Below are 26,644 nucleotides of genomic sequence, written 5' to 3'. Positions count from 1 at the left end.
TTAACTTGCAGGCCTCGGCCCTGCCGGCCGGAAGGTGCCGATGTTCCGTCCACATTTGCACCGGCAATGGACAGTCCCGATGGCGACAACCCAAGAGAGCGGTCCGCAGACCGGGCGCGAAACCGGCTGGCGCACGCCGCTGGTGATCATCGTTTGCGGCTGCCTGATCGGAATGCTGACGTTCGGACCTCGTTCGGCCATCGGCTTTTTCATGCAGCCCATGAGCAGCGAGTTCTCGTGGGGCCGCGATGTCTTCGCGCTCGCCTTCGCGGTTCAGAACCTTTTGTGGGGCATCGGCCAGCCCTTCGCCGGTGCGATTGCCGACAGGTTCGGCAGCGTGCGCGTGATTTCCGCAGGCGCGCTGATGTATGCCGCCGGCCTTCTGGTGATGCGCTATGCCGATACGCCGGTGTCGCTCAATATCGGGGCCGGATTTTTGATCGGTTTCGGCCTGTCCGGATGTTCGTTCAACCTGGTGCTGTCGGCCTTCGGCAAGCTGTTGCCGTTGCAGTGGCGCGGTCTCGCGCTGGGCGCCGGCACCGCGGCAGGCTCGTTCGGGCAATTCGTGTTCGCGCCGTTCAGCGTTGCGCTGATCGACAATTTCGGCTGGCAGCCGGCGCTGACGGTGTTCGCGGTGCTGATGCTGTTCGTGGTGCCGTTCGCGCTGGTGTTGTCGACACCGCCCAGCGATGCCGGCGGCGCTGCCGCCGCGGCGTCGGAACAGTCTTTCAAGAGTGCGCTGGCGGAAGCCTTCGGTCACCGCTCTTACGTGCTGCTGGTGCTCGGCTTCTTCACCTGTGGCTTCCAGCTCGCCTTCATCACCGCGCATCTGCCGGCCTATCTGGTGGATCGCGGGCTGTCGGTCCAGGCCGGCGGCTGGGTGCTTGCGGCGATCGGCCTGTTCAACATCATCGGATCGCTCGGCGTCGGTTGGCTCTCGACCAGGATGCCGAAGCGCTACATCCTGTCGGCGATCTATTTCATCCGCGCGCTGTCGATCGTCGCATTCATTTCAGTCCCGATGACGACGTTCTCCGCGATCGCGTTCGGCGTCATCACCGGCCTGACCTGGCTGTCCACGGTGCCGCCCACCACGAGCCTCGTGGCGCTGATGTTCGGCACCCGCTGGCTGGCGACGCTCTACGGCTTCGCGTTCTTCAGCCATCAGGTCGGCGGATTCCTCGGCGCGCTGCTGGGCGGCTTGGCGTTCGACCATTTCGGTTCCTACACCGCGGTCTGGTGGCTGTCGGTGCTGTTCGGCGTGCTGTCCGCATTGATCAACCTGCCGATCGTCGAAGCGCCGGTCCGGCGGCCGGTTGCGCAGCCTGCGTAATGGGTTCAATCTCCCGAAAGGCTCGTCCAGACATCCGGGAGCGACAGCGATGGCGACATTCACGGCGATCCGGATCGACAAGGCCGAGAAGGGCACGACGGCGGCGCTGACTCAATTCGACGAAGCTGAATTGATGGACGGCGACGTCACCGTGCGCGTCGAATGGTCGACGCTGAACTACAAGGATGGCCTGGCTGTCACCGGCAAGGCGCCTGTGGTGCGGCGCTTTCCCATGATCGCGGGAATCGATTTCGCAGGCACGGTCGAGCAGTCGTCGCATCCCTCCTGGAAGGTCGGCGACGAGGTCATCTGCAACGGCTGGGGCATGGGCGAAACCCACCTCGGGGCCTATGCGGAAAAGGCCCGCGTCAAGGGCGACTGGCTGGTGGCGCTGCCCGAAGGCCTGACGGCGCGCGACGCCATGGCGATCGGCACCGCGGGCTACACCGCGATGCTGTCGGTGCTGGCGCTCGAAAGACACGGTCTGACGCCGAAGGATGGGCCGGTGATCGTGACCGGGGCCGCCGGCGGCGTCGGATCGGTGGCGATAGCCGTGCTCTCCAGGCTCGGTTACCACGTCATCGCCTCCACGGGCCGTCTATCGGAAACCGGTTACCTCAAGGATCTCGGCGCGGCTGAGGTGATCGACCGCAACGAGTTGTCGGGACCGGCCAAACCGCTGGCGAAGGAACGCTGGGCGGGGGGCATCGACAGCGTCGGATCCACCACGCTCGCCAATCTGTTGTCGATGACGAAATACCGGGGCGCCATCGCCGCCTGCGGGCTGGCCGGCGGCATGGACCTGCCGTCGTCGGTGGCGCCATTCATTTTGCGCGGGGTGTGTCTGCTCGGCATCGATTCCGTGATGTGCCCGATCGAGCTTCGCAAAACCGCATGGAGCCGGCTCGCGACTGATCTGGATCGATCCAAGCTGACTGAAATCACTCATGAAATCGGCCTGGACGAGGTCATCGAGGCCGGCGCCCGGATTCTTGCCGGCGGGGTGCGCGGGCGCATCGTGGTAAAAATTCTCTAGGGATGTTCAGACTTTACCAACCAAGCTGCTCCAATGTTGCCACGGTTGGTATGGTAAGCAGTGGGTAAAGGCGTCGGCCCTTCGCGGTCGACCCGTTCAAGTTCGTTGGAGTTGCAGTCATGCTCGCGCGTTTCGTGTCAGGAGCCCTGGTTGCAGGTGCGATCGCGGCACCGGCAATGGCCGGCCACATCATGAATGCCGACGAGGCCAGGCGGTTCGTGGCCGGCAAGGTTTTCGCCTTCACCTGCTTCGACGGCACGCGCGGCGCCGGCCGGGTGTTCGAGGACGGCGGCGCGGCCGGCGCGGTGCAGTTCAGCGGCTCGGGTCCGGTCCGCCACATGAGGCTGCCGGGCAATACGCTTCAGGTGCGTGGGCAGGCGGTCTGCGCCTCGCTCAAGGGGCTGCCGTTCGAGCCGTGCTTCAACCTCGACAAGCAGAGCGATCGCAGCTTCCGTGGTTCGGTTTCCGGCATGGGCTTTGCCTATTGCGATTTCAACCACCAGGGTGGAAGGCAGATGCTGCTGGCGCGCGCCGCAGCACGCCCGCGCAGCCGTGGGCATGGTCCGCGCACGGCCGATGCATCGAAGACCGAGGTGACCGCGCGTGTCGAGACCCCGCGGGTCGAAAGCGCCAGGCTCGACCCCGTCAAGCCGGAAGCGAAGCCGGCCAAGGTCGAAGGCGCCCTTGAGCTTCGCCGTTCCACCGATTGATCTGGTCCGCCGCGACCGTACCGTTGGTCACCCGGCGCGCCGGCCACGGGCAGCGCGAGGCTCTCATGCGCTGCATGAGCATGGTTGGCTCGCGGTGTTGAACTGTTGATCCGGCTTCGGTCGAGAGGCATGATCGTTGAACCATTTGCCGCGAGTCGTCCCTCCGCGAAGACCTTAAGATGTATATCCGGACCAATGACCCGCTGATTGAGATGGGTGTCTGGCGATGAAAAAGCCGGTGGTCGGCGTGATCGGCAGTTCGCACCGCCTCGAGAACCGATTTGAAATGCAGATGGTCAGCGAGCAGAACCTGCGGGCGGTTGCCGAGGTCGCAGGCGCGCTGCCCCTGATGTTCGCAGGCTGCCCGGAGGTTACCGAGATCGGAGCGCTGCTCGATGCGGTCGACGGCGTTGTGCTGGTGGGCGCGCGTGCCAACGTGCATCCGAGCCGTTTTCGCGCCGAGCCGGATCCCCGGCATGAGCCTTACGACGTCAACCGCGACGATCTTGCATTGTCACTGGCTCAGGCCTGCGTCGCCCGCCGCGTCCCGATCTTTGGCATCTGTCGCGGACTGCAGGAGATCAACGTCGCATTCGGCGGCTCGCTGCATCCGGAAATTTGCGAATTGCCGGGCCGCCTGAATCACCGGATGCCGCGGCTTGAGAACGGCGAGATTCATCCGGACCTGAACGTGGTGTTCGGCGATCGCCACGATGTCCGCCTGGTTCAGGGCGGGGTGTTCGCGCGATTGCTCGGGCGCGAGACCATCCGTGTCAATTCGCTGCACGGTCAGGGTATCCTCGAACCCGGCGAGCGTGTCGTTGTCGAGGGCGTGGCCGAGGATGGCACCATCGAGGCGATCCGCATCGCCGATGCGCCGGCCTTTGCTCTCGCCGTGCAATGGCACGCCGAATACGATCCGCAATGCAATCCGGTCAACCGGACGCTGTTCGAAGCATTCGGCGAGGCGCTGCAAGTGCGGCGGCGCGCGGCCTGATTGCGATCCGCGGCCGCGATGGCGGATGAAGTGTGCGAGGGTGGCTCGCCTATTCCAGATCGACGCGGAACGGCCGGCCTTCGATCGCCATGTTGCCGGGCCCTATCTCGTCGAGCGCGCGCAGCATCCGCCCCTCGCGGCCGAGCGCCTTGTCCGCCAATGCCACGATCAGACGGTTCGGCTGCGCGATCGGCGACGCCGCGCGAATCTGCCGTGCGATGGAAATCTCGTCGCGATGCGGATTGAGCGCGCAGGCGGCGGTGAAGGCGCTCGCGCTCGAGCGGCTGATCCCGGCGTAGCAATGCACCACCAGCGGCGCCCTGCGATCCCAGCCGCGCACGAAGGTGAGAAGCTGGATGATATGGCTGTCGTTCGGTGCGACGAAGCCGTCCGCGGGCTCGCTGATGTCGTCCATCGACACCTTCAGGTGATTGGCTTCGAGAACGGACTGCGGCCGCTGCACCTGGGCGACGTTCGCCATCACGGTGAGGATATGGCTGGCGCCCGTGGTTCTGACGGTATCGGCCAGCAAGGCAAGCGAGCAGACGTGGATCATGGTATTCCCGGTTTTTCCGAAATATAGGCTCGCGCGCGCGGGGGCGAAAGACGGTCTGCCGCCTGGAACCGCCTAGCTAGACGCGTTTTCTTCACGCGGACCGGATACCATTTCTTCGTCGCTCGAAAAGGCTCCAGGCCATCAAGCCTGCAGGCTCTGGAACCGCGCCAGGAACCGCTTCTCGGCCTTGCCCGCAGGCCATGGCGTCAGGTAGTCGTCGATCAGCGTCGCCGGCAGGCCGGGATCGCTGCCGAACAGGCGCTTCGCCTCGGGCCCGGAGAAGCCCGCAAGATGCGTCGCCTCGAGATAGGCCGCGCCCATATCGGCATCCTTGATCTGCCGCTCGATATCGGCGGGCAGGGCCGGTTGCAGGCCGAAGCGGACGTGGATCGCCGACAACAGCCGCTTCTCCACCGTCTTGTAGGAACCGCCGATCACCGCCTTGAACGGCGAGATCATGTCGCCGATGACATATTCCGGCGCGTCATGCAGCAGCGCCGCCAGCCGCACGCCGATATCGACGCGCGGGGTATGCTCGCGCATCACGGCTTCGACCAGCAGCGTGTGCTGCGCGACCGAGAAAATATGCGCGCCGCGGGTCTGGCCGTTCCATCGCGCCACCCGGGCGAGGCCATGCGCGATATCCGCGATCTCGATATCGAGCGGGGAGGGATCGAGCAGGTCGAGCCGCCGGCCGGACAGCATCCGCTGCCATGCGCGCGACGAGATTTTCGGAGCCGCTTTTGCCGTCATGTCGTCGCAAGGCGCGGCTTGCGCGTCTGCCGGCTGCAGGTCTCGTGGCAATGGCACGTCACCAGATGGTCGTTGACCATGCCGGTCGCCTGCATGAAGGCATAGACGATCGTGGGGCCGACGAACTTGAACCCGCGCGAGGCCAGTTCCTTCGAGATTTTGATCGAGAGGGGCGTCGAGGCCGGTACGGTCGCGGTGGTCTTGAAGCGATTGACCTTCGGCCTGCCGTCCATGAAGTCCCACAGCAGTGCGGAAAAGCCAGGACCCTGCTCCATGATTGCCAGATAGGATTTCGCGCTTGCGACGGCGCCCTCGATCTTCGCCCGGTTGCGCACGATGCCGGCATCGTTCATCAGCGCGTGGATTTTTTTGTCGCCATAGCGCGCGATCTTTTCCGGGTTGAAGTCGTCGAAGGCGGCGCGGAAGTTGTCGCGTTTGCGCAGGATCGTGATCCACGACAGGCCCGCCTGAAAGCCGTCGAGGATCAGCTTTTCGAACAGCGCGCGGTCGTCGTATTCGGGCATGCCCCATTCGGTGTCGTGATAGGCGAGATAGAGCGGATCGTCGCCGGGCCACGGACAGCGGGTCAGGCCGTCGGCATGCAGGCGCGCGGATTGCGTCATGCGACCGTCTTCTTCGCCGCGAGCTTGAGGTCATCAGGATCGGCGATACGGATCGTCACGGCACCCGCCGTCAACGCAATCCCGGCCTCGATCGCGTCGGCGGCGCGATCGAGCCGCAGCAGCGCAAGACCCTGGCCTGCGGCCGACGACCCCATGGTGCCGACCGGCTTGTCCGCGGCGACGATGGCCGCGCCGGCCTCCGGTACGCCGTCGTCCAGCAGCACGCGCACGATCCGGCTGCGCGCGGTGCCGCGATGCTCGATGCGCGAAACCACTTCCTGACCGACATAGCAGCCCTTGTCAAAATCGACGCCGTGCAGCCGGTCCATGTTGGCTTCATGCGGGAAGGCGTCGCCGAATGCGAAATCGGCACCGCCGTTCGGCACACCGGTTGCGATCCGGTGGGCCTCGTAATCGGCGCTTTCGACCAGTTCGGCGCCGATCACGGTAGCCGCCCGGGCGGCGAGGTCCTGCGGCGCGAGAATGCGCCAGCCGAGCTTGTCGCTGCGCGGATCGGCGAAGGTCAGGTCGGGGTGCATGGCGGGCTCGCCGTCCCAGGCCGCCAGCACGCCGAGCGTGCCCGAAAGGTTTTCGACCGTGACCTTGGCGCGCAGCTTGTAGAAGCCGAGCTTGGTCGCAAGCGGCTGCGCCAGCGGCAACGGGCAGTCGATCAGGAAGCCGCCGCCGTGGCCGGGCTGCGCTTCGGTGATGAGAAAATCGAACGTGATCTTGCCCTGCGGCGTCAGCAGCGCGCCGAACCGGCCGGACCCCGGCTGGACCTTGGTCACATCAGTGGTCACGAGACCATTGAGAAAATTGCGTGCGTCGTCGCCGCTGACCTTGACCACCCCCCGGTCGGGAAGAAACGCTGCTTTCATGACACTATCTCTTGGCCGGGCATTGTTGTCTTGGCGGGTCCTGCGCAGTACCCCGGGGAAACCTGCGTGCCGGATTTCGCTTCCGAACGTAAGCCGCTAAGGTGTTCGCAACAAGGGTCCGCGTGGCGGAGCCGCATGCGGAAAAAGCTGTCGGAGACGATGATCAGGACAAATGACCAAGACATTTGACGTGATTCTCAGAGCAGGCACCATCGTCAATCAGGACGGCGAGGGGGTCGGCGACATCGCGGTATCGGACGGTCGCATCGCCGCCATCGGCGGACTTGGCCACGCCGACGCGGGCGAGGTGATCGACTGCAGGGGATTGCATATCCTGCCCGGCGTCATCGATACCCAGGTGCATTTCCGCGAGCCGGGGCTCACCCACAAGGAAGACCTCGAAACCGGCTCGCGCAGCGCCGTGATGGGCGGCGTCACCGCGGTGTTCGAGATGCCGAATACCAATCCGCTAACGGTGACGGCGGAAACGTTCGCCGCGAAGATGAAGGCCGCGCACCATCGCATGCATTGCGATTTCGCCTTCTTCATCGGCGGCACCCGTGACAACGTGCAGGACCTGCCCGAACTGGAACGCGCGCCGGGCTGCGCCGGGGTCAAGGTGTTCGTCGGATCGTCCACCGGCGCGCTGCTGGTCGAGGATGACGACAGTCTGCGAAAAATCTTCAACGTGATTCGCCGCCGCGCGGCGTTCCACGCCGAAGACGAGTATCGTCTCAACGAGCGCAAGAATCTGCGCATCGAAGGCGATCCGCGCTCGCATCCGGTGTGGCGCGACGAGACCGCGGCGCTAAAGGCGACGCAGCGGCTCGTCAATCTCGCCCGCGAGACGGGGAAGCGCATTCACGTGCTGCATATCTCGACCAAAGAGGAGATCGAGTACCTGCGCGACCACAAGGACGTCGCGTCCTGCGAGGCGACGCCGCACCATCTCACGATGGTCGCGCCCGCCTGCTACGAGCGGCTCGGCACGCTGGCGCAGATGAATCCGCCGGTGCGCAATGCCGCGCATCGCGCAGGCATCTGGAACGGCATCAAGCAGGGCATCGTCGACGTGCTCGGCTCCGATCACGCGCCACACACGCTGGAGGAGAAGCAGAAGGCCTATCCCGCCTCGCCCTCGGGCATGACCGGCGTGCAGACGCTGGTGCCCGTGATGCTGGATCACGTCAACGCGGACCGGCTGTCGCTGGCGCGCTTCGTCGATCTCACCAGCGCCGGGCCGGCGCGGCTGTTCAACATCGCCTGCAAGGGCCGGATCGCGGCCGGCTTTGATGCCGACTTCACGGTGGTCGATCTCAAGCGGAGCGAGACCATCACCAACAAGTGGGTGGCCTCGCGCGCGGGCTGGACGCCCTATGACGGCGTCGAGGTGACGGGCTGGCCGGTCGGCACCTTCGTGCGCGGCCGCCGTGTGATGTGGCAGGGCGAATTGACGACGCCAGCCGCGGGCGAGCCGGTGCGCTTTCTGGAGACGCTGAAAGCATAGCGAGGGCTGGAACCAACTACTGCTTCGCGAGGCCGATCGAGAATTCGCCGTTGCGGATGCGGCCTGCGAGACCTTCGACGAAGTTCGCCACCGCGTCCTCTCCATAAGTGCTGACGAGTTCCGCGAAGGCCGCGAACAGGCTGGCCTGCGCCAGACAATCGCCGTCGACGCCGTCGTGCCGTGCCTCGGCCCACGCTTCGTTGAGGTAACTCAGAGCGGCCTGTTTCTGCTCCTGATCGGGCAGCGAATCGCAGGCCGGGCTGAAGGTAAATGGCGGGCGCATGAAAAATCCGGTCGTCTGACGAAAGGAACCCCTTAACAACGGCCTTGGTTTAGCATGCGAATCCGTTCCGGACAGCCGGTTCTTTAAGAAAGGTTAACGCGCTGGGTCTATTTTGACGCCGAAACGATCCCGGGAAATCAGTTTGCGTATCTGGCGGTCAGATCGCGGGCAATCTTCGCGCCTTCCTCGATATAGCGGCGGATCGCGACATTGGCTGCCGGAGTGCATACCCTGTAGGTTTGCTGGAACCCGTTATAGCCGCGGTTGAAGCCCGCGATCATCCTGGCGCGGCGCTCGCCGGATGGCGTTTCGGCGTCGATCAGAGCCTGCATTTCATTGCGCCATTTGGCGCCCTCATGGGCGCCGCAAATGCCTCGCAGATAGTGCAGCGTGCCGAGGATCTCGGCCAGCCGCTGCAGGTCGGCATCGAACGGCGCAGCCCCTTCCTGCCCGCGCGCGGGCAACGCGCTACAGATCGCGGTCAGAACAACAACGGCAAAAACCGATTTGCGCATCAAGGGGGTCCGGCTCCGTCGTGATATGCCTTTTCGATGCGATGGAAGCAAGGCCGGGCGGTTCACCGCGGGCATTCACCTCCGCGATCTAGACTCCGACGAGCCGCCGCGCCGACTCGATGATGTCTTGCAGCCCCTCGGTGACCTGCAGATCGTCCGGCAGGTCCGGGGCCAGCCAACTGAAGCCGTCGAGTTCGTCGCTTAAGACGGGCTCACCGTCGAGCCAGCGCGCCGCGAACGCCATCACCACGAAATGCCCGTGGCCGGGTTCGGCCGAGATCACCTCGCGCCAGCCCGCGGGACCGACGATCTCGATCCTCAGTCCGACTTCTTCCGCCACCTCGCGATGCAGCGCGTGGGCCATGGTTTCACCGAATTCGACGCGGCCGCCGGGCAGCGAATGCAAACCCTTGCCGGGCGGCCGGGCACGCCGCACCAGCAAAACCCTGCCGTCGCGAAAGATCGCGGCGCTGACGGCGAGCCGGGGAGTCTGGAAAGGCTCGGGCGACGGCATCAGTGGTTCATGATGTAATCGACGTCGGTTTCGCCCCGCTCTCCATTGATGATGCCGCCGGCCAGCGTGACCAGCGGCTTGACCCAGCCCGTGGCCTGAATGGCGAGGACCGCGCGGGTCTTGTCCTGGCGGACGCCTTTCATCGCCGACGCCACGGCGGTCAGGATGGTCGTCATATCGCCGGTCACGTTGTCGAATCTGGCGCGAATGTCAGGGTCGGCCTGTTCATAAGCCTCGATCGCGAGATCGCGAGCCTTGAAGTTCGAGGCCATGAAATGCTCCGGATAGCTCAGGGGCTGCCATTCCATGAAGTCCGCGGCGCAGTCCGGCATGTCGGGGATCATTTCGAGCAGCATGATGGCTTCGTTGAAATGATTGAGATAGTCGGTCGCAAGACCGGTTCGCGGGTTGATGTTGGCGGCCGACAACTCGGCTTCCCGACCGGATCCGTTCGGATCGGTCTGCTTCGCAACTGGAAGGAGGGATGGTTTGCTGGACGCCATTGTCATTGGTTGCAGTGTTAGACACCGGGATTAAAACGGACTGAATGTCGCACCTGTTTGGATGAGGAAATGTGTGGACGCTACGTCATCCTGTCGCCGCCGGAGGCGATGCGTCAGGCTTTTGGCTACGCCGAACAGCCGAATTTTCCGCCCCGGTATAATATTGCGCCGACTCAACCGATCCCTGTTGTTATCCTCGCGAACGGCGGCCGGCATTTTCGCCTGATGCGATGGGGCCTGATTCCGGTCTGGGTCAAGGACCCTCGGCAGTTCGCGCTTCTCATCAACGCCCGCGCCGAGACCGTGCGGGACAAGCCGGCTTTCAAAAACGCAATGAAACGGCGGCGCTGCCTGCTTCCGGCCGACGGATATTACGAATGGCATCAATCGGAGGGACGCAAGCGGCCGCTCTTCATCCGGCCGCGCAACGGCGGATTGATCGCCTTCGCAGGGCTTTCCGAGACCTGGGCCGGGCCGAACGGCGAGGAACTCGATACGGTGGCCATCGTCACAACGGCATCGCATGGCGAACTCGCTGCCCTGCATCCGCGGGTGCCGGTGACGATCGCGCCTGCGGATTATGCACGCTGGCTCGACGGCGACGTTGCTGATGCCCAAGAGGCCGCGCCGCTGCTGCGCACAGCGGACGACGGCGAATTCGTCTGGCATGAAGTCTCGACCCGCGTGAACCGCGTCGCCAACGACGACGATCAACTGATGCTGCCGATCTCGGCGGAGCAGGCGGAGGCCGAGGCGACGAAGGCGATGAAGCCAGCCGCGGTTCGCAAAGCTGCGCCCGCCGTCTCCGGCGATGACGGCCAGGGTTCGCTGTTTTGATGTGCGACCATGGGGCCTCGCGCGCGCCGGCTCGCGCAGGCGCTCACAGCACCTTGCCCGGATTCATGATGCCGAGCGGATCGAGCAGCGCCTTGATGCCGCGCATCAATTCGATTGCCGTCTTGTCCTTCACGCGGGGCAGGTCGTCGCGCTTCAGCACGCCGATGCCGTGCTCGGCGGAGATCGAGCCGCCCATCCGCAGCGCGATGGCGAAGACCACGGCATTGACCTCGTGCCAGCGACCGAGAAATTCCTGCGCCGTCGTTCCGGTCACCGGCTGGCTGACGTTGTAGTGGATGTTGCCGTCGCCGAGATGGCCGAAGGCGACCGGGCGCGCGCCGGGGATTAGTTTCACCACGGCGGCATCCGCCTCGGCGATGAAGGCGGGCACGGCCGCGACAGGCACCGAGATGTCATGCTTGATCGAGCCGCCCTCCGGCTTCTGCGCCATCGGGATCACCTCGCGCAGTTTCCACAGCGCCGCGCGCTGCTGGAGACTGGCCGCGATCGCCGCATCCTTGATGGTTCCATCCGCCATGCCCCGCCCTAGAATGGCTTCAAGGGTCGCGGCCGCGTCGTCGCGCGACGACGAGATTTCCATCAACACGTACCAGGGATGGCGCTTGCCGAGCGGATCGCGGATGTCAGGGCCATGCCTGACGCAGATGTCGACGCAGATCTCGGCAAGCAGTTCGAAGCTGGTCAGACCGCCGGCGGCTTCGGCTTGCGAAATGGCCAGCAGTCCCAAGGCATCGGCCGGCGAAGTCAGGCCGACGAAAGCGGTCGCCACCGCGCGCGGTCGCGGAAACAGCTTCAGGACCGCGGCGGTGACGATGCCGAGCGTGCCTTCGGCGCCGATGAACAGGTTGCGCAGGTCGTAGCCGGTATTGTCCTTTTTCAGCTTTGACAGACCGTTGAGGATGCGCCCGTCGGCGAGCACCACCTCGAGGCCGAGCGCCATGTCGCGCGCCACGCCGAAGGCCAGCGCGCCGGTGCCGCCCGCATTGGTCGAGAGATTGCCGCCGATGGTGCAGCTTCCTTCCGCGCCGAGCGACAGCGGAAACAGGCGGTCGACCTCGCTGGCGCGCTGCTGGACGGTCTGCAGCACCGCGCCGGCCTCGACCGTCATGGTGTTGGAGGCGGTGTCGATCTCGCGGATTTTATCCATCCGCCGGGTCGAGACCACCACCTCGCCATGGTGCGGCGTCTGTCCGCCGACAAGGCCGGTATTGCCGCCCTGCGGCACCATTGCGATCCTGTGCTCGGTCGCCAGCCTGCAGATCGCGGACACCTCCGCCGTCGATGCCGGACGCAGCACCAGCGGAGAGCGGCCGTGAAACAGGTTGCGCTGCTCGGTGAGGTAGGACGCCAGTTCGTCGGTGTCGGTCACCGCATATTTGTCGCCGACGATCGATGCAAAGCGCGCGATCAGATCGGGTGACAGCGGCGGCAATGCGGATCTTGGCGGAGTGATGGTCATGGCGCGTCAGGTGTCCGATGTATTGGACGATGTGCCCATTAGAGCGTTTTCGAGCGAAGTGGCTACCGGTTCGCGTAAAGAAAACGCGTCAAAACAAAACATAGAGCCCCGCTTCTGATTCCATCAGAAGCGGAAAGGCTTTAGCCTTGCGGTGCGGCGGCGCGGCGCAGCCGGTCGTTGATGGCTTCCCCGAGTCCATGGTCGGGGACGGGCATTACCGCGATGGTCCGCGCGCCGCTGGCGTCGAGGGCGCGAAGATAGCCGAAAAGATTGGCGGCGGCCTCCGTGAGATCGCCGCGCTCGGACAGGTTCCTCACCGCAGTCGCGGTCTCGCTGCCCGCGAGAGCGGCCGGACCGAAGGCCAGCAGCGCCTCGCCGCGTGAAAGGCTGGTGGCATCGAGGCGGACCCTGGCGCGCGGTGCGTAGTGCGAGGCCAGCATCCCGGACGCCGGCGGTCGTCCCTCGATCGCGCCGGAATCGAGCTGCGCCAGAGGGCTGCCGAGCACGCGCTCGATCTCGTCGCGCGGAATCCCGCCGGGACGCAGCAATGTCGGGGACGCGAAACAGCCGACGATGGCGGATTCGACGCCGACCTCGACCGGCCCCCCGTCGACGATCAGGTCGATCCGGCCCGAAAGGTCGCTTTGTACATGGGCCGCTGTCGTAGGCGAGACATGGCCGGACAGGTTGGCGGAGGGCGCCACCACCGCGCCACCGAACTCGCGCAGGATGTCGCGCGCCACCGGGTGGGCGGGAATGCGGATTGCGATGGTGTCGAGGCTCGCGGTGGCAAGTCTAGCCACCGGGCAGCGCGAAGCCTTCGGCAGCACCAGCGTCAGCGGGCCCGGCCAGAACGCGGCGGCGAGCGCAACGGCCGTGGCATCGAAACAGCCGATCCGTTGTGCGGCTTTGAGATCGCCGACATGGACGATCAGCGGATTGAAGGCGGGCCTGCCCTTGGCGCGGTAGAGCCGCGCGACCGCTTCCGCGTTGGCGGCATCGGCGCCGAGCCCGTAGACCGTCTCGGTCGGGAACGCGACCAGGCCGCCGTCGCGGAGCGTCCGGGCGGCTTCTGACGTCGCGGTTGCGCCGGCCGGTCTGATCTGCGTTGTCAGCTCCACGGGCATGGGAATTTCAGTTCTCGATCCAGCTTCTTGCGGTGCGCGAAACCCGAGGCTATAAGCCGCGTCTTGTCGGAGTGTGGCTCAGCCCGGTAGAGCACTGCGTTCGGGACGCAGGGGTCGCAGGTTCAAATCCTGCCACTCCGACCATTATTTCAATGACTTATAGTTTCGATGCCTCGGCCGCGCAACGCAGCGCGCGGCGAATTCGCCGGTCACGTCGCCAGATGTCCGCTTCACCTGCGCTTCGGGTCGGGCCGATCGGTGGCACTGGGCGCTTGCGGCAGGAACTGCTTGCCGTTGACGACCAGAAAGTCGAGCATTTCCTGAGCCGGAGGAAGCAGGACCTTGTCTTTCCTCCTGACGACGAACCATTGCCGCACAATCGGAAGACCGGCGACATCAAGCGTGATCATCCGGCCTTCCCTGAGTTCGACCGCCACCGTATGCGCCGAGATGAAAGCAATCCCGAGACCGGCAATGACCGCCTGCTTGATGGTCTCGTTGCTGCTCATCTCCATGCCGATCTGAGGTTCAAGATTATTGTTCTCGAAAAACTGCTCCATCAGGAATCTCGTGCCGGAGCCCGGCTCGCGGGAGACGAAGGTTTCCTGCGCCAGATCGACCGCCGCAAGTCCGGACGCGTTGGCAAGCCGGTGTTCTTTCGGCGCGATAACAACATGCGGATGGTCGCCGATCAGATGGGTATCCAGTTCGATGTCTGGAGGCGGGTGGCCCATGATTGCAAAATCGAGCGTGTAGCCGCGCAAGGCCTGACGTATCTCCTGGCGATTGACAATCGTCAGGCTGATGTCCATCCCTGGATGGAGCTTCGAGAAGGCGGAAATCGCAAAGGGGACAAAGTATTTTGCCGTGCTGACCGCGCCGATCGATATGCGTCCCCCGGTCCGACCGGCTATCATGTCGAGCGAGGTCGCGCAGCTTTCGATCGCAGCTTCGACACGCTCGAAAAGCGTGTACAGTTCTTGTCCTGCCGCCGTGAGCACCATGCCGTCGCTGGTGCGCTGAAGCAGAGGCAGTCCGCAGAGCTGTTGCAGGTTCCGCAATTGCAGCGTGACTGCAGGTTGAGTCAAATGAAGCTTGTTTGCGGCTGCAGTGACGCTTCCTCCAGCCGCAACCGATGCCAAAGCACGAAGCTGCCGAATGGTGACGTCGCGAAGCTTCGAGATCATATAAGAAGAATTTTGGTTCAATGAAGGATATTGAAATTGTACTTATTACATGCCACGAGTCAATGTCTCGCAATGCTCTGGAAAGCGGCAGATCGGCTGTTTGGACATTGCGGCCGAAGGGGAAACTGAATGAGCCAAGAGCTAACACTGCAGCAAAGGATGGACGGTGAAGGAGGATCGGATCCGCTTCGCCGGGCAGTGAAGGAAGCGGTCGCTGCGCTTGCGCAAGCTGCAATCGATATTTCCGATCTGACGTGCCGCGGTGCGTTGGCGGGGATCACCGGGAAGGCGCAAGGACGCAACACCGACGGGGATGTTCAGAAGGATCTCGATGTTCGCGCCGATCAAATCATCCGCGAAGCCCTCGGCGCTCTGCCGGTCGCAGTGCTGGCTTCGGAAGAAATGGCGGAACTGGAGATTTTGAATCCGGGCGCGCCGATCAGTGTCGCGTTCGATCCGCTGGACGGATCGTCGAACATCAACACGAACATGTCGGTAGGCACGATCTTTTCGATCATGCCGACCCCGTCCGATGCGAGCGCCGCCTTCGCGCAGCCGGGAAGCGCGCAGCTTGCGGCCGGCTTCGTTGTCTACGGTCCGCAAACCTCTCTCGTCCTCACCCTCGGCCAGGGTGTCGACATCTTTACGCTCGATCGCGTGGAGCGGGTGTTCAAGCTCACGGGATCGACGGTGCAGATTCCGCCGAACGCAACGGAATTCGCGATCAACGCTTCGAACAGGCGGCACTGGGATCTGCCGGTTCGCGCCTATATCGACGAGTGCCTGATGGGCGCCGACGGGATGGGCGGCAAGGATTTCAACATGCGCTGGATCGGTTCGCTGGTCGCCGAAGCCTTCCGCATCCTCATTCGCGGCGGCATTTTCCTTTATCCCGGAGACGCTCGGGACGGTTATGAAGAAGGCCGCCTGCGCCTGGTTTACGAGGCGCACCCGATGGCATTCATCATCGAGCAGGCGGGCGGCGGCGCCACCACCGGCCGTCAACGCGTTCTGGACCTCGTCCCCCGCACCCTCCATCAGCGCGTTCCGCTGATCATGGGTTCGATCAAGAACGTCCAGCGGCTTGAGCACATGCACACGGCACCCGACGTCGCCTTGGAAACGAATGCTCCGTTATTCGGGCATCGCGGCTTGTTTCGCGTTTGATTGAGGGGCTGTCGCAATCGTGTCCAGAAAGCATCCTATCATTTCGATCACGGGTTCGTCGGGCGCCGGCACGACATCCGTCAAGCGCACCTTCGAGCAGATCTTCCGCCGCGAAAACGTGGTGGCCGCCTACATCGAGGGAGACGCGTTCCACCGTTACAATCGCGCCGAAATGCGTACCCGCATGGCCGAGGAGTCGGACAAGGGCAACAAGCATTTCAGTCACTTCAGCCCGGAGACCAATCTGTTCGCCGAGCTGGAGTCCGTGTTCCGCAGCTATAGCGAAACCGGAACCGGCAACACGCGCTACTATGTCCATGACGACGCGGAAGCCGCGTTGCATAAGGTCCCTCCCGGGACGTTCACCGACTGGCAGAAACTGCCCGAGAACTCGGACCTGTTGTTTTACGAAGGTCTGCACGGCGCGGTCGTGACCGACAAGGTCAATGTCGCCCAATATGCGGATCTCAAGATCGGCGTCGTTCCCGTGATCAATCTCGAATGGATCCAGAAGCTGCATCGCGATCGCAGCGCGCGGGGTTATTCCACCGAGGCGGTCACCGACACCATCCTTCGGCGCATGCCGGATTACGTCAACTACATCTGTCCCCAATTCGCCGAGACGGACATCAATTTCCAGCGCGTGCCGACGGTGGATACGTCGAATCCATTCATTTCTCGGTGGATTCCGACCCCCGACGAGTCGATGGTCGTGATCCGGATGAAGAATCCGCGCGGTATCGATTTCCCGTACCTGCTGTCGATGATTCCGAACAGCTTCATGTCGCGCGCGAACTCGATTGTCATCCACGGATCCAAGCTGGATCTCGCGATGCAGTTGATCCTGACGCCGCTGATCCTTCAGCTCATCGAGCGAAAGAGGCGCGCATGACCGGCGAATTGATGACGGTGAGTAAAGTCGAGCGGAGCCGCCGCAATGACGGCTGGAACCGCGACATCGAAGTAGTTGATCGGTGCACGGGCAAGGGGCGTATAATCCCCGGCGTGACTGCTATCATCACATCCCAAGGGTGAGGAAAAAATGGCTCGTATTACACTGAGGCAACTGCTGGACCATGCGGCCGAGCACGGCTACGGCGTACCGGCATTCAATATCAATAACATGGAGCAGGGGCTCGCCATCATGGAGGCGGCGGCTGCCGTCGACGCGCCGGTCATCATGCAGGCTTCGCGCGGCGCCCGCTCCTACGCCAACGACATCATGCTGGCGAACATGATCGACGCGCTGGATCAGATGTATCCGCATATTCCGCTGTGCATGCATCAGGATCACGGCAACGAAGAAGCGACCTGCGCCACCGCGATCAAGTACGGCTTCACCTCGGTCATGATGGACGGCTCGCTCAAGGCCGACGCCAAGACCGCGGCCGACTACGAGTACAACGTCGACATCACCCGCCGCGTCGTCGACATGGCGCACTGGGTCGGCGCTTCGGTGGAGGGCGAACTGGGCGTGCTCGGCTCGCTCGAGCACGGCGGCGGCGAACAGGAAGATGGCCACGGCATCGAAGGCCCCGTCAGCCACGATCAACTGCTGACCGATCCCGATCAGGCGGTCGATTTCGTTCGCGCCACCAAGGTCGACGCGCTGGCGATTGCGATGGGCACCTCGCACGGCGCCTACAAGTTCTCGCGCAAGCCGGACGGTGACATTCTCGCCATGAAGGTGGTCGAGGAGATTCACCGCCGCCTGCCGAATACGCATCTGGTGATGCACGGCTCCTCCTCGGTGCCGCAACATCTGCAGGATGAGTTCAACAAGTTCGGCGGCGAGATGCCGCAGACCTGGGGCGTGCCGGTCGAGGAGATCGTCCGCGGCATCAAGCACGGCGTCCGCAAGGTCAACATCGACACCGACTGCCGTCTGGCCATGACCTCGGTATTCCGGAAAGTCGCGACCAACAGCCGAAGCGAATTCGATCCGCGCAAGTTCCTCAAGCCCGCGATGGATGCGATGCGCGACCTCTGCCGCGAGCGCTTCGAACAGTTCGGTACCGCCGGAAACGCCTCGAAGATCAAGGTGCTTCCGTTATCCGAGATGGCCAAGCTCTATCGGGCGGGCAAGCTCGATCCGCGCATCGGCGATAGGGCCGTCGCGGCGGAGTAAAATTCGATCCGGGCATGTCGCCGCAGGATGGCGTCGATCCGATCGAAGGCCTCGGCGGCGACTGGTATGTTCGGGTGTCGGCGTTCGGTTCCAGTCACGGCTGGGAGTCGGTTGCTGTCGTTCATCCTCAACGGGTTGAAGGACGAGCCAGGCTTCCCGCTCTAGCCAACCGCAACATCCGGTCCACCGCGATCTCCTACGCGGGAGCCACGTCCCGAGGGTGAGCGTTACTCGTCCTGAACTGATTCCATCCGGCTCAACTGGAACGATTCATCCTCCCGATCGTCCAGCGCCGGATGCACTGCTCCGTCGTCTTGCATGGCGACGGAGCCCTTTCTGCCGGGCGGCAGTTTTTCTCCGGGCAGTGTTTCAAAAAGCTCCGGACCGAGGTTGTCAGGCCCCTTGGGTGCAAGACATTCGAGAGGATCTGGTGATGAATCCGCCAGCCGTGCCGACAGCATGGAAAAATCCTTTTCCAGTAATCCGGGTTTCCGCTCGCGCATCGCCCATTACATCGACGAACTGCTCGTGATCGCGCGCGCTCGATCCGCATGCGCTTGATCGTATGCGTTTGCGTGGGGCCCACCGTCTTGTCGCGACCGCCAAGACGTCAGTCGATGGGTGGCGTCCGGCGTTCTTGCCAGCCGCATGTTTGCGGAGCAGGCGGCGGATTTGACATCGAGCATCTGAAAGAGAAGCGGAAGTAGATCGTGATACCGCCTCGGCTGTCGGTCGAGGCGGCACGAGGCGAGACCGTTCGCCGTTGCGGAACCGGAGCGCGGCTCCCTCGAAGGAGGAATGCTCCGTAAGAACAAGGCCGCCGCCCTTGAAATGAGCACCGCATCCCGTGACAATGAATGAACGGGAGTTGTGCCATGAATATTCAGGAAAAAAGCCGCTACCGCGAGATTTACGGCCGCTCGCTCGACGATCCCGAGGGGTTCTGGGCTGACGCTGCGCGCGACATCGACTGGATCGAGCCGGCGAAAAAGATCTTCGATCCGTCGATGGGGCTTTATGGCCGATGGTTTGCCGGCGCCGTCGTCAACACCTGCTACAACGCGCTGGATCGCCATGTCGCCGGCGGCCGGGCCGACCAGGTCGCGCTGATCCATGATTCGCCGCTGGCTGATCCGGGCGGCCCGAGCGTCATCACCACTTTCACCTACGCCGAGTTGCTCAAGGAAGTAGCGACGCTCGCCGCCGTGTTGCAGGACTTCGGTGTCGCCAAAGGCGATCGCGTTGTTCTTTACATGCCGATGGTGCCGGAGGCCGTGGTTGCGATGCTGGCCTGCGCGCGGATCGGCGCGGTGCATTCGGTGGTGTTCGGCGGCTTCGCCGCCAAGGAGCTTGCGACCCGGATCGATGACGCCAAGCCGAAGCTGGTGTTTTCAGCGAGTTGCGGCCTGGAGCCGGGCCGCATCGTGCAATACAAGCCGCTGCTCGACGAGGCGATCAAACTCGCCGCGCACAAGGTTCCCGCCTGCATCGTCCTGCAGCGGCCGCAGCAGCGCTGCGATCTGATCGCGGGCCGCGATCACGACTGGGCGGCGCTGCGCGTAGCCGCGATGGCGGCCGGGAAGTCCGCGTCCTGTATCCCGGTGCTCGCCACCGATCCGCTCTACATTCTTTACACATCCGGCACGACCGGGGTGCCGAAAGGCGTCGTGCGAGACAATGGCGGTCATCTGGTCGCGCTGAAATGGTCGATGTTCAACCTCTACGGGGTCAAGCCGGGAGAGGTCTGGTGGTGCGGCTCCGACATCGGCTGGGTGGTCGGTCACAGCTACATCGTCTACGGCCCGCTGATCCACGGCGCCACCACGATCATGTACGAGGGCAAGCCGATCGGCACGCCCGATGCCGGGGCGTTCTGGCGCGTGATCTCCCAGCACAAGGCGGTGGCATTCTTCACTGCGCCGACCGCGTTCCGCGCCATCAAGAAAGAAGACCCCGATGGCGCCTTCATCCGCAAATACGATCTGTCCGCTTTCCGCACGCTGTTCCTGGCTGGCGAGCGCGCCGATCCGCCGACGGTGGAATGGGCGGAAAAGCATTTGAATCGCCCTGTCATCGATCACTGGTGGCAGACCGAAACCGGCTGGTGCGTCGCCGGCAATCCGGTCGGGCTGGGCATGCTGCCGGTGAAGCACGGCTCGCCGACGGTGGCCATGCCGGGCTACCAGGTCGATATCGTGGATGACGCGGCGAAACCGCTGCCGGCCAATGCGATGGGCTCCATCGTCATCAAGCTGCCGCTGCCGCCGGGCTGCCTGCCGACGCTGTGGGAGCAGGACGAGCGTTGCCGGGAAGCCTATCTCAGTGAATTTCCGGGCTACTACAAGACCTCGGACGCCGGCTACAAGGACGAGGACGGTTACATCTTCGTCATGGGCCGCACCGACGACATCATCAACGTCGCCGGTCACCGGCTGTCCACCGGCGGCATGGAGGAGATTCTCGCATCGCATCCCGACGTCGCGGAATGCGCGGTGCTCGGCGTCAAGGATACGATCAAGGGCGAGGTGCCCTGCGGCCTTCTGGTGCTGAAAGCGGGCGTGAGCCGCGATCCCGCCGAGATCGAGAAGGACGTGGTGGCGCTGGTGCGTGAGAAGCTCGGTCCGGTCGCGGCATTCAAGCGCGCGATCACGGTGAACCGGTTGCCGAAGACGCGCTCAGGCAAGATCCTGCGCGGCACCATCAAGAAAATCGCGGATGGTGATCAATGGACGATGCCCGCCACCATCGAGGATCCCAAGGTGCTCGACGAGATCGAGACCGCGCTGAAAAAGCGGCCGTGAATTGCTGCTTCGGATATTCGATGGACTTACAATTCCCGCAATTTTGTCCGAACAGGGCTTTTTCGCCCTGATGGAATCAGAAGCTGGACGCCATTTTTTGATGACGCGTTTTCTTCACGCGAACCGGTATCCGTCCTCGGTCAAGCCCGAGGACATCCTTCGCTCGAAAACGCTATAAAGCCGTGGTAACCCGGGAACCATCATGCGACTGAAGTCATCGAAGCGAATCGCCGCTTTTGTACTGATTGCGTCGCTCGGCGGCTGCGCCAATCTTGAGCGGCACAATGCGAGCGCAGTCTCGCAGGCCGATGACGATGCCTATTGCCAGGCGCACGGCGGGCCGCAAGGCTCCGCGGCCTATGTCGCTTGCCGCAAGGATCGCGACGTCGCCGTCACCCGGTCGGACCGGATGGAGCGCACCCACCGCGATCTCGCCGAGCGGATGCTGAACGGGCAGTAGGCGGCGCGGGGGCCGTCTGACAATTGCATGAGATTGGACTCGAAGAGCTGCAATAGTATCGCGGTCATCACCAGGCGTCCCGGTGATCCACGTCTTACTTATTTTGCGGTGGGCAAGACGTGGATGACCGGGGGCAGGCCCGGCCACGACGAGCAGCGAGGGGTTATGCTTCCGATACGTCGTCGGGCATTCGCGGCGCAATTGGCTGTCAGACGGGGAAAGCTGGTTATCCAGGACGTCGCGATGGTCACTGACGCTTCGAAATACCGGTCCCCGCTTTCGCGGGGACGACGGCGGCAGCGCCAGCAACTCGCGCCGGAGGCGACGGCACGGTGGGAGGGAATGCGACCTTACTCGTCCTCGTCGTCCTGCTTCTTGCCGCCGATTGTCTTCAATTTGGCGAACACGGCGTCGACGTTGAGATCCTCGCGCTGCTTTTCGGTCGGCTCCAATTCGGCGTCCTTTCGCGTGGTCTCTGACGCCGGCAGCAGGGTGGCGCCGCCATACTGCTGATCGGTAGGCTTCTCCTTGGCCGCGCGCTGCACCTCGAAGTCGAGTTCGATCTGGGAGCAGAGGCCGAGCGTCACCGGGTCCATCGGCGTCAGCGTCGAGGCGTTCCAATGGGTGCGGTCGCGAACCGCGGCGATCGTCGTCTTGGTGGTGCCGACCAGCCGCATGATCTGCGCATCCTTCAACTCTGGGTGGTTGCGCACCAGCCAGAGGATCGCGCTCGGCCGCTCGTGACGACGCGATACCGGGGTATAGCGGGGCCCCTTCTTCTTGGCGGCGGGGGGCAGCACGACCTTGCTCTCGCTGAGCTTGAGGCGGTAGTCCGGATCCTTCTCGCCCTTTTCGATCTCGTCGCGGGTCAACTGGCCGGTGGAGATCGGGTCCATGCCCTTGATGCCCTGGGCGGCGTCGCCGTCGGCGATGGCGCGAACCTCCAGAGGGTGCATTTTGGTGAAATCGGCGACCTGGTCAAACGACAAGGCGGTATTGTCGACGAGCCACACGGCAGTCGCCTTCGGCATCAGCGGTGCATTGCTCATGGCAAATCTCCTTTGCGCTCCGCCCACCCCTCAGGGGCAGAGCCTTTTGGTCATCGACGATGACGGGAATTGGCCTATATAAGCCCCCAAGGGTCGGGTGCGCAATGGTTTGCTGTTGCCGCCCCGTGGCTTAACGGAACAGCCTTGACAGCGCCCGAAAGCCGTCCAAAGTCGTTCCTCATATTGGCCGTTCCCGCCCCGCCGGTGTGGGGTGATTCGGTCCCGGATCGCCCCATGAATGCCAAACCGAAACTTAAAATCGTGCTTTGTTCGCCCCGTGGCTTCTGCGCAGGCGTCGTCAGGGCGATCGATACCGTGGAGCGTGCGCTGACGCTGTATGGCGCGCCGGTCTATGTGCGTCACGAGATCGTGCATAATCGCTACGTGGTCGACAGCCTTCGCGCCAAGGGCGCGATCTTCGTCGAGGAGCTGGAGGAAATCCCGGACGACACCAGGGCGCCGGTGGTATTTTCCGCCCATGGCGTGCCGAAATCGGTCCCCGCTGACGCGCAGCGGCGCAACTTCTTCTCACTGGACGCCACCTGTCCGCTGGTGACCAAGGTTCACCGCGAGGCGGCGATCCATTTCAAGCGCGGGCGCGAGATCCTGCTGATCGGGCATTCCCATCATCCGGAAGTCGTCGGCACTGTGGGCCAGCTTCCGGCGGGAGCGGTAACCTTGATCGAGACCGCCGAGGATGCCGAAGCCTTCACACCGAAGGATACCGGCAACCTCGCCTTCGTCACCCAGACGACGCTCTCGATCGACGACACCGCCGAAATCGTCGCGGTGCTGAAGCGGCGCTTCCCGAGTATCAACGGCCCGCACAAGGAAGACATCTGTTACGCCACCACCAACCGCCAGCTCGCGGTCAAGAAGGTCGCGCCGGTGGTCGACGCGCTGATCGTGGTCGGCGCGCCGAATTCCTCAAACTCGCAGCGGCTGCGCGAGGTCGCCGAGCGCGAGGGCTGCAAGGTGTCGGTGCTGGCGCAGCGCGCCAGCGACCTCGACTGGAGCATGTTTGGGGGGATCAGGAGCCTCGGCATCACCGCAGGCGCCTCCGCGCCGGAAGTGATCGTCGAGGAGATCATGGGGGCATTCGCGGCCCGCTACGATCTCGATGTGGAGACGGTTTCGGCTGCGGAAGAGAACGAGTTTTTCCCGCTGCCGCGCTCGTTGCGGCCCGATGCGGCCTAGAGCACTTTCGCTTCTGAGAATCGGAAGCGGGCTCTAGAATTTGGATCTGACGCGTTTTCTTGACGCGAACCGGTATCCACTTCGCTCGAAAACGCTTTAGACTGCGAAGTCCGAAATGGGGACACCAGATGGCGGTCTATACCGACGTCGCCGCCGACGAGCTTGCGGATTTCCTGAAGGCCTACGATATCGGGGAAGTGCTGTCCTACAAGGGCATCGCCGAGGGCGTCGAGAATTCCAACTATCTGCTGCACACCACCGCCGGATCGTTCTTCCTGACGCTGTATGAAAAGCGCGTCGCGGTCGGCGACCTGCCGTTTTTTCTCGGCCTGATGGGTCATCTCGCCACGCACGGCATCGTATGCCCGCAGCCGGTCAAGACGCGCGGCGGCGAAACGCTCGGCCGTCTCGCCGGACGACCTGCCGCCATCATCGATTTCCTCGAGGGGGTGTGGCCGCGCAAGCCGACCGTCACCCATTGCGCCGCTACCGGCGAGGCGCTGGCGAAGTTGCACCTTGCCGGCCGCGATTTTACCATGACGCGCGCCAACGCGCTGTCGGTGCGGGACTGGCGGCCGCTGTTCGACCAGGCCGCGCCGTGCGTCGATACCGTGCAGCACGGTCTGCACGATTTTCTCGAGGCCGAGCTCGATCATCTCGAACGGCATTGGCCGGACAATCTGCCGGCCGGCGTCATCCATGCCGACCTGTTTCCGGACAACGTTTTGTTTCTTGGCGACAGGCTGTCGGGGCTGATCGACTTCTATTTCGCGTGCAATGACTTTTTCGCCTACGACATTGCGATCTGCCTCAACGCCTGGTGTTTCGAGCCGGATCATTCCTTCAACGTCACCAAGGCGCGGGCGCTGCTCGGCGCCTACAATCGCGAACGCGTGCTGTCCGATGCCGAACAGGCGGCGTTGCCACTGCTGGCGCGCGGCGCCGCGCTGCGGTTTCTGCTGACGCGGCTGGTCGATTATCTCAACGTGCCCGCCGGCGCGCTGGTGAAGCCGAAGAATCCGCTCGAATACGTCCGCAAGCTGCGCTTTCAGCAAAGTATCGGCAGCATTCGCGACTACGGTGTCGTGGCACCGGGGACGGTGGCGTGAATTCGTCCACGCTTCCCCATGTCACGATTTTCACGGACGGCGCCTGCTCGGGTAACCCCGGTCCCGGCGGCTGGGGCGCGATCCTGCGGTTCGGCGACGTCGAGAAGGAATTGAAGGGCGGCGAGCCGCACACCACCAACAACCGGATGGAGCTGTTGGCGGCTATCTCGGCGCTGGAGGCGTTGAAGCGCCCGGCGCTGGTCGATCTCACCACCGACAGCCAGTATGTGCGGCAAGGCATCACGAGCTGGATTCACAACTGGAAGCGCAATGGCTGGCGAACCGCCGACAAAAAGCCGGTGAAGAACGCTGACCTGTGGCAGCGGCTCGACGACGCGCTGAAGCCTCATGACGTGCGCTGGCACTGGATCAAGGGTCACGCCGGCCATGACGAGAACGAGCGCGCTGATCAACTCGCGCGCGAAGGCGTGGCGATGGCGCGGCTGAAGTGACTTTCCCTCTCCCCTTGCGGGAGAGGGTGGCGAGCATTGTGAGATGTGAGCCGGGTGAGGGGAGGGTGAGGACGAATGCGCCTCTTACCTACCTCCGCTTCGCTCAGGCACCCTCTCCCGCACGGGGAGAGGGAAAGAGCGCTCGGCCATCAGCGTCAATCGGCTCAAAGCTGCCCCAACAGCGTGTCACCGCCGGAGACCTCGACCTTGCCGGGCGAGTCCTCAACGTTCAGCTTTTTCACCACGCCATCCTCGACCAGCATGGAATAGCGTTTCGAGCGGATGCCGAGACCCTTCTCGGAGCCGTCGAACGTCATGTCGAGCGCCCTGGCGAACTCGGCGTTGCCGTCGGCGAGAAATACCGCCTCGTTGCGCTGGTCGGTGTCGCGCTTCCAGGCGTTCAGGACGAACACGTCGTTGACGGAGACGATGGCGATATTGTCCACGCCCTTGTCCTTGATGGCGCGGGCGCTGGCGAAAATGCTCGGAAGATGCTGCTTGTGGCAGGTGCCGGTATAGGCGCCGGGCACCGCGAACAACGCCACCTTTTTACCCTTGAAGATATCGGCGGTGGTTTTGGTCTGAACCCCGTCCTCGGTCATGATGCGGAACGTCGCCTCGGGCAGGCGGTCGCCAACTTTGATGGTCATCGTCGTATCTCCTTGGAATGTAGCATGTATGTAGACCGGGAGGGCATCGGCACAATATGACGCGGATGCGAAACGGCAATGGGGGGCCGTTCAACGTAGCGTCATTAACGCGTTTTCGGGCGAAGCAGAACGCGCGACAAAACAAAGCAGCTATCCGGCGAACCCGCCCGCGTCGAGAAAGGACTGTTCCTCAGCGCTCGTCATGCGCCCAAGCAACGCGTTGCGATGGGGGAAGCGGCCGAACCGGCGGATGATGTCGGCATGCACTTCCGCGAATTTGAGATTTTCCGGCCGGCCGCGGCTGCGAAACAGCGCGACGCAGCGGTCCTGGTCGGCAAGTCGTTCGGAATGCATGAACGGCATATACAGGAATTCGATGAGGTCCGGCGCGATGCGCGCGTCGGCTCCGCGACCGATGGCGCGCGCGGCGACGGCCAGCGCCTGATCGTCCGTCGAAAAGGTTCTGGCGTCGCCGCGGAACATGTTGCGCGGAAACTGATCGAGCACGATGACGAGCGCCAGCGCGCCGTCGTCGGTCGCCTCCCACGCGGCGAGTTCGCCGGCGCGTGCCGCCTCCCAAAGCTTCAGAAAGCGGCGACGCACCTCGGCGTCGAACGCCTCGTCCTTGGTGTACCATTTGGCCATGCCGGCCGTACGCCAGAAGGCGAGGACGTCGGCGGGAGAGGGGATGGAAGCGGGCCGATTACCGGAATTCATCACACAATACTTTCTATCGCCGTCCCCGCGTATGGGGATCCATAACCCTTGTCGTCGATGGAGATGAAAGGGGTC

At 63.7% G+C, this 26,644-nt stretch carries 30 protein-coding genes, 1 tRNA gene and 1 pseudogene; 18 read left to right on the top strand and 14 right to left on the bottom strand.

Annotated features, from left to right (window positions below; genetic code table 11):
* The first annotated feature begins 79 nt into the window (after window positions 1–79).
* From ACS3WA_RS00265 to ACS3WA_RS00250, 4 genes are all read left to right on the top strand, one after another.
* Window positions 80–1,333 (top strand): MFS transporter, encoded by a 1,254-nt coding sequence (locus tag ACS3WA_RS00265; RefSeq protein WP_438276580.1) that lies wholly within the window; start codon window positions 80–82, stop codon window positions 1,331–1,333.
* A gap of 49 nt (window positions 1,334–1,382) precedes the next feature.
* Window positions 1,383–2,369: an acrylyl-CoA reductase (NADPH) gene (gene acuI, locus ACS3WA_RS00260; protein WP_438276579.1), complete on the top strand. Its 987-nt coding sequence runs from the start codon at window positions 1,383–1,385 to the stop codon at window positions 2,367–2,369.
* A gap of 119 nt (window positions 2,370–2,488) precedes the next feature.
* Window positions 2,489–3,079: a hypothetical protein gene (locus ACS3WA_RS00255; RefSeq protein WP_438276578.1), complete on the top strand. Its 591-nt coding sequence runs from the start codon at window positions 2,489–2,491 to the stop codon at window positions 3,077–3,079.
* A 226-nt stretch (window positions 3,080–3,305) separates the two neighbouring features.
* Window positions 3,306–4,076: a gamma-glutamyl-gamma-aminobutyrate hydrolase family protein gene (locus ACS3WA_RS00250; protein ID WP_438276577.1), complete on the top strand. Its 771-nt coding sequence runs from the start codon at window positions 3,306–3,308 to the stop codon at window positions 4,074–4,076.
* A 49-nt stretch (window positions 4,077–4,125) separates the two neighbouring features.
* Here ACS3WA_RS00250 and ACS3WA_RS00245 read toward each other — a convergent pair whose 3' ends face one another.
* From ACS3WA_RS00245 to ygfZ, 4 genes are all read right to left on the bottom strand, one after another.
* Complete coding sequence (locus tag ACS3WA_RS00245; protein ID WP_438276576.1) at window positions 4,126–4,632, bottom strand: tyrosine phosphatase family protein; 507 nt, start codon at window positions 4,630–4,632, stop codon at window positions 4,126–4,128.
* A 141-nt stretch (window positions 4,633–4,773) separates the two neighbouring features.
* Window positions 4,774–5,385: a hydrolase gene (locus ACS3WA_RS00240; protein WP_438276575.1), complete on the bottom strand. Its 612-nt coding sequence runs from the start codon at window positions 5,383–5,385 to the stop codon at window positions 4,774–4,776.
* On the bottom strand, window positions 5,382–6,008 hold the full coding sequence (locus ACS3WA_RS00235; RefSeq protein ID WP_438276574.1) for a DNA-3-methyladenine glycosylase I: 627 nt from the start codon (window positions 6,006–6,008) through the stop codon (window positions 5,382–5,384). Before ACS3WA_RS00235 ends, ACS3WA_RS00240 begins: the two co-directional genes overlap by 4 nt.
* Window positions 6,005–6,886, bottom strand: a complete 882-nt coding sequence (gene ygfZ / locus ACS3WA_RS00230; protein WP_438276573.1) for a CAF17-like 4Fe-4S cluster assembly/insertion protein YgfZ — start codon at window positions 6,884–6,886, stop codon at window positions 6,005–6,007. Before ygfZ ends, ACS3WA_RS00235 begins: the two co-directional genes overlap by 4 nt.
* Before the next feature lie 172 nt (window positions 6,887–7,058).
* On the opposite strand from ygfZ, the gene ACS3WA_RS00225 reads away from it, so the two are divergent.
* Window positions 7,059–8,393 (top strand): dihydroorotase, encoded by a 1,335-nt coding sequence (locus ACS3WA_RS00225; protein WP_438276572.1) that lies wholly within the window; start codon window positions 7,059–7,061, stop codon window positions 8,391–8,393.
* A 16-nt stretch (window positions 8,394–8,409) separates the two neighbouring features.
* On the opposite strand, the gene ACS3WA_RS00220 is transcribed toward ACS3WA_RS00225, so the two are convergent.
* The 4 genes from ACS3WA_RS00220 to ACS3WA_RS00205 all read right to left on the bottom strand — a co-directional run bounded on the left by ACS3WA_RS00220 (window position 8,410) and on the right by ACS3WA_RS00205 (window position 10,214).
* Window positions 8,410–8,676: a hypothetical protein gene (locus ACS3WA_RS00220; RefSeq protein WP_438276195.1), complete on the bottom strand. Its 267-nt coding sequence runs from the start codon at window positions 8,674–8,676 to the stop codon at window positions 8,410–8,412.
* A 137-nt stretch (window positions 8,677–8,813) separates the two neighbouring features.
* A complete protein-coding gene (locus ACS3WA_RS00215; RefSeq protein WP_438276571.1) occupies window positions 8,814–9,191 on the bottom strand; it encodes a TIGR02301 family protein in 378 nt (125 codons plus the stop codon).
* A gap of 88 nt (window positions 9,192–9,279) precedes the next feature.
* Entirely contained in the window at window positions 9,280–9,705 is a 426-nt protein-coding gene (locus ACS3WA_RS00210) for an NUDIX hydrolase (protein WP_438276570.1), read from the bottom strand.
* Window positions 9,705–10,214 (bottom strand): hypothetical protein, encoded by a 510-nt coding sequence (locus tag ACS3WA_RS00205; RefSeq protein ID WP_438276569.1) that lies wholly within the window; start codon window positions 10,212–10,214, stop codon window positions 9,705–9,707. The genes ACS3WA_RS00210 and ACS3WA_RS00205 overlap by 1 nt, the downstream gene beginning before the upstream one ends.
* 63 nt (window positions 10,215–10,277) lie before the next feature.
* Between ACS3WA_RS00205 and ACS3WA_RS00200 the strand changes: the two genes are divergently transcribed.
* Entirely contained in the window at window positions 10,278–11,045 is a 768-nt protein-coding gene (locus ACS3WA_RS00200) for an SOS response-associated peptidase (RefSeq protein WP_438276568.1), read from the top strand.
* 43 nt (window positions 11,046–11,088) lie between these two features.
* On the opposite strand, the gene ACS3WA_RS00195 is transcribed toward ACS3WA_RS00200, so the two are convergent.
* Window positions 11,089–12,525, bottom strand: a complete 1,437-nt coding sequence (locus ACS3WA_RS00195; RefSeq protein ID WP_438276567.1) for an FAD-binding oxidoreductase — start codon at window positions 12,523–12,525, stop codon at window positions 11,089–11,091.
* Window positions 12,526–12,665: 140 nt separating this feature from the next.
* Window positions 12,666–13,652, bottom strand: a complete 987-nt coding sequence (locus ACS3WA_RS00190; protein WP_438276566.1) for an L-threonylcarbamoyladenylate synthase — start codon at window positions 13,650–13,652, stop codon at window positions 12,666–12,668.
* A 67-nt stretch (window positions 13,653–13,719) separates the two neighbouring features.
* Here ACS3WA_RS00190 and ACS3WA_RS00185 point away from each other — a divergent pair.
* Window positions 13,720–13,796, top strand: a tRNA-Pro gene (locus ACS3WA_RS00185).
* A gap of 86 nt (window positions 13,797–13,882) precedes the next feature.
* Here the strand turns inward: ACS3WA_RS00185 and ACS3WA_RS00180 are convergent.
* The gene (locus ACS3WA_RS00180; protein WP_438276565.1) at window positions 13,883–14,839 is read right to left on the bottom strand and encodes a LysR family transcriptional regulator; all 957 of its coding nucleotides are present in this window, start codon (window positions 14,837–14,839) and stop codon (window positions 13,883–13,885) included.
* Window positions 14,840–14,968: 129 nt separating this feature from the next.
* Between ACS3WA_RS00180 and ACS3WA_RS00175 the strand changes: the two genes are divergently transcribed.
* From ACS3WA_RS00175 to ACS3WA_RS00140, 8 genes and pseudogenes are all read left to right on the top strand, one after another.
* Window positions 14,969–16,006, top strand: coding sequence for a class 1 fructose-bisphosphatase (locus ACS3WA_RS00175; protein ID WP_438276564.1), 1,038 nt, complete (start codon window positions 14,969–14,971; stop codon window positions 16,004–16,006).
* A 19-nt stretch (window positions 16,007–16,025) separates the two neighbouring features.
* Window positions 16,026–16,898, top strand: coding sequence for a phosphoribulokinase (locus ACS3WA_RS00170; RefSeq protein WP_438276563.1), 873 nt, complete (start codon window positions 16,026–16,028; stop codon window positions 16,896–16,898).
* The gene (locus ACS3WA_RS00165) at window positions 16,895–17,041 is read left to right on the top strand and encodes a hypothetical protein (RefSeq protein WP_438276562.1); all 147 of its coding nucleotides are present in this window, start codon (window positions 16,895–16,897) and stop codon (window positions 17,039–17,041) included. The genes ACS3WA_RS00170 and ACS3WA_RS00165 overlap by 4 nt, the downstream gene beginning before the upstream one ends.
* Window positions 17,042–17,048: 7 nt before the next feature.
* Window positions 17,049–18,134: a class II fructose-bisphosphate aldolase gene (gene fba, locus ACS3WA_RS00160; RefSeq protein ID WP_438276561.1), complete on the top strand. Its 1,086-nt coding sequence runs from the start codon at window positions 17,049–17,051 to the stop codon at window positions 18,132–18,134.
* A 14-nt stretch (window positions 18,135–18,148) separates the two neighbouring features.
* Window positions 18,149–18,358 carry a hypothetical protein gene (locus ACS3WA_RS00155; RefSeq protein ID WP_438276560.1) on the top strand — a complete coding sequence of 70 codons (210 nt, stop codon included), beginning with the start codon at window positions 18,149–18,151 and terminating at the stop codon, window positions 18,356–18,358.
* Window positions 18,359–18,575: 217 nt separating this feature from the next.
* Window positions 18,576–18,671, top strand: a pseudogene (locus tag ACS3WA_RS00150) (CbbX protein); the annotation flags it as partial.
* A gap of 338 nt (window positions 18,672–19,009) precedes the next feature.
* Entirely contained in the window at window positions 19,010–20,935 is a 1,926-nt protein-coding gene (locus tag ACS3WA_RS00145; protein WP_438276559.1) for a propionyl-CoA synthetase, read from the top strand.
* A gap of 202 nt (window positions 20,936–21,137) precedes the next feature.
* Window positions 21,138–21,395, top strand: a complete 258-nt coding sequence (locus tag ACS3WA_RS00140) for a hypothetical protein (protein ID WP_438276558.1) — start codon at window positions 21,138–21,140, stop codon at window positions 21,393–21,395.
* Window positions 21,396–21,745: 350 nt separating this feature from the next.
* On the opposite strand, the gene ACS3WA_RS00135 is transcribed toward ACS3WA_RS00140, so the two are convergent.
* Window positions 21,746–22,444: a DUF1013 domain-containing protein gene (locus ACS3WA_RS00135; protein WP_438276557.1), complete on the bottom strand. Its 699-nt coding sequence runs from the start codon at window positions 22,442–22,444 to the stop codon at window positions 21,746–21,748.
* A gap of 234 nt (window positions 22,445–22,678) precedes the next feature.
* Here ACS3WA_RS00135 and ispH point away from each other — a divergent pair, with 234 nt between their 5' ends.
* From ispH to rnhA, 3 genes are all read left to right on the top strand, one after another.
* Window positions 22,679–23,641, top strand: coding sequence for a 4-hydroxy-3-methylbut-2-enyl diphosphate reductase (gene ispH, locus ACS3WA_RS00130; RefSeq protein ID WP_438276556.1), 963 nt, complete (start codon window positions 22,679–22,681; stop codon window positions 23,639–23,641).
* A gap of 128 nt (window positions 23,642–23,769) precedes the next feature.
* On the top strand, window positions 23,770–24,750 hold the full coding sequence (locus ACS3WA_RS00125) for a homoserine kinase (RefSeq protein WP_438276555.1): 981 nt from the start codon (window positions 23,770–23,772) through the stop codon (window positions 24,748–24,750).
* On the top strand, window positions 24,747–25,202 hold the full coding sequence (gene rnhA / locus ACS3WA_RS00120; RefSeq protein ID WP_438276554.1) for a ribonuclease HI: 456 nt from the start codon (window positions 24,747–24,749) through the stop codon (window positions 25,200–25,202). Before ACS3WA_RS00125 ends, rnhA begins: the two co-directional genes overlap by 4 nt.
* A 164-nt stretch (window positions 25,203–25,366) precedes the next feature.
* Here the strand turns inward: rnhA and ACS3WA_RS00115 are convergent, their stop codons facing one another.
* Together ACS3WA_RS00115 and ACS3WA_RS00110 are read right to left on the bottom strand one after the other, a co-directional pair.
* Window positions 25,367–25,852: a peroxiredoxin gene (locus ACS3WA_RS00115; RefSeq protein ID WP_438276553.1), complete on the bottom strand. Its 486-nt coding sequence runs from the start codon at window positions 25,850–25,852 to the stop codon at window positions 25,367–25,369.
* A 150-nt stretch (window positions 25,853–26,002) separates the two neighbouring features.
* Window positions 26,003–26,569 (bottom strand): DUF924 family protein, encoded by a 567-nt coding sequence (locus tag ACS3WA_RS00110; RefSeq protein ID WP_438276552.1) that lies wholly within the window; start codon window positions 26,567–26,569, stop codon window positions 26,003–26,005.
* Window positions 26,570–26,644 lie beyond the last annotated feature (75 nt).

This window comes from Nitrobacter sp. (assembly GCF_051535235.1).
GTDB lineage: Bacteria > Pseudomonadota > Alphaproteobacteria > Rhizobiales > Xanthobacteraceae > Nitrobacter.
This window is presented reverse-complemented; position numbering and strand designations above follow the sequence as displayed.

Coding starts and splice junctions, on each gene's coding strand:
- ACS3WA_RS00175 (WP_438276564.1), top strand. CDS start 14,969: ATGAGCCAAGAGCTAACACTGCAGCAAAGGATGGACGGTGAAGGAGGA.
- ACS3WA_RS00195 (WP_438276567.1), bottom strand. CDS start 12,525: ATGACCATCACTCCGCCAAGATCCGCATTGCCGCCGCTGTCACCCGAT.
- ACS3WA_RS00200 (WP_438276568.1), top strand. CDS start 10,278: ATGTGTGGACGCTACGTCATCCTGTCGCCGCCGGAGGCGATGCGTCAG.
- fba (WP_438276561.1), top strand. CDS start 17,049: ATGGCTCGTATTACACTGAGGCAACTGCTGGACCATGCGGCCGAGCAC.
- ygfZ (WP_438276573.1), bottom strand. CDS start 6,886: ATGAAAGCAGCGTTTCTTCCCGACCGGGGGGTGGTCAAGGTCAGCGGC.
- ACS3WA_RS00115 (WP_438276553.1), bottom strand. CDS start 25,852: ATGACCATCAAAGTTGGCGACCGCCTGCCCGAGGCGACGTTCCGCATC.
- ACS3WA_RS00140 (WP_438276558.1), top strand. CDS start 21,138: ATGCGACTGAAGTCATCGAAGCGAATCGCCGCTTTTGTACTGATTGCG.
- ACS3WA_RS00125 (WP_438276555.1), top strand. CDS start 23,770: ATGGCGGTCTATACCGACGTCGCCGCCGACGAGCTTGCGGATTTCCTG.
- ACS3WA_RS00235 (WP_438276574.1), bottom strand. CDS start 6,008: ATGACGCAATCCGCGCGCCTGCATGCCGACGGCCTGACCCGCTGTCCG.
- ACS3WA_RS00225 (WP_438276572.1), top strand. CDS start 7,059: ATGACCAAGACATTTGACGTGATTCTCAGAGCAGGCACCATCGTCAAT.
- ACS3WA_RS00250 (WP_438276577.1), top strand. CDS start 3,306: ATGAAAAAGCCGGTGGTCGGCGTGATCGGCAGTTCGCACCGCCTCGAG.
- ACS3WA_RS00210 (WP_438276570.1), bottom strand. CDS start 9,705: ATGCCGTCGCCCGAGCCTTTCCAGACTCCCCGGCTCGCCGTCAGCGCC.
- ACS3WA_RS00245 (WP_438276576.1), bottom strand. CDS start 4,632: ATGATCCACGTCTGCTCGCTTGCCTTGCTGGCCGATACCGTCAGAACC.
- ACS3WA_RS00215 (WP_438276571.1), bottom strand. CDS start 9,191: ATGCGCAAATCGGTTTTTGCCGTTGTTGTTCTGACCGCGATCTGTAGC.
- ACS3WA_RS00255 (WP_438276578.1), top strand. CDS start 2,489: ATGCTCGCGCGTTTCGTGTCAGGAGCCCTGGTTGCAGGTGCGATCGCG.
- ACS3WA_RS00205 (WP_438276569.1), bottom strand. CDS start 10,214: ATGACAATGGCGTCCAGCAAACCATCCCTCCTTCCAGTTGCGAAGCAG.
- ispH (WP_438276556.1), top strand. CDS start 22,679: ATGAATGCCAAACCGAAACTTAAAATCGTGCTTTGTTCGCCCCGTGGC.
- ACS3WA_RS00220 (WP_438276195.1), bottom strand. CDS start 8,676: ATGCGCCCGCCATTTACCTTCAGCCCGGCCTGCGATTCGCTGCCCGAT.
- ACS3WA_RS00165 (WP_438276562.1), top strand. CDS start 16,895: ATGACCGGCGAATTGATGACGGTGAGTAAAGTCGAGCGGAGCCGCCGC.
- ACS3WA_RS00190 (WP_438276566.1), bottom strand. CDS start 13,652: ATGCCCGTGGAGCTGACAACGCAGATCAGACCGGCCGGCGCAACCGCG.
- ACS3WA_RS00155 (WP_438276560.1), top strand. CDS start 18,149: ATGTCGCCGCAGGATGGCGTCGATCCGATCGAAGGCCTCGGCGGCGAC.
- ACS3WA_RS00265 (WP_438276580.1), top strand. CDS start 80: ATGGCGACAACCCAAGAGAGCGGTCCGCAGACCGGGCGCGAAACCGGC.
- ACS3WA_RS00110 (WP_438276552.1), bottom strand. CDS start 26,569: ATGAATTCCGGTAATCGGCCCGCTTCCATCCCCTCTCCCGCCGACGTC.
- acuI (WP_438276579.1), top strand. CDS start 1,383: ATGGCGACATTCACGGCGATCCGGATCGACAAGGCCGAGAAGGGCACG.
- ACS3WA_RS00135 (WP_438276557.1), bottom strand. CDS start 22,444: ATGAGCAATGCACCGCTGATGCCGAAGGCGACTGCCGTGTGGCTCGTC.
- ACS3WA_RS00145 (WP_438276559.1), top strand. CDS start 19,010: ATGAATATTCAGGAAAAAAGCCGCTACCGCGAGATTTACGGCCGCTCG.
- ACS3WA_RS00240 (WP_438276575.1), bottom strand. CDS start 5,385: ATGACGGCAAAAGCGGCTCCGAAAATCTCGTCGCGCGCATGGCAGCGG.
- ACS3WA_RS00180 (WP_438276565.1), bottom strand. CDS start 14,839: ATGATCTCGAAGCTTCGCGACGTCACCATTCGGCAGCTTCGTGCTTTG.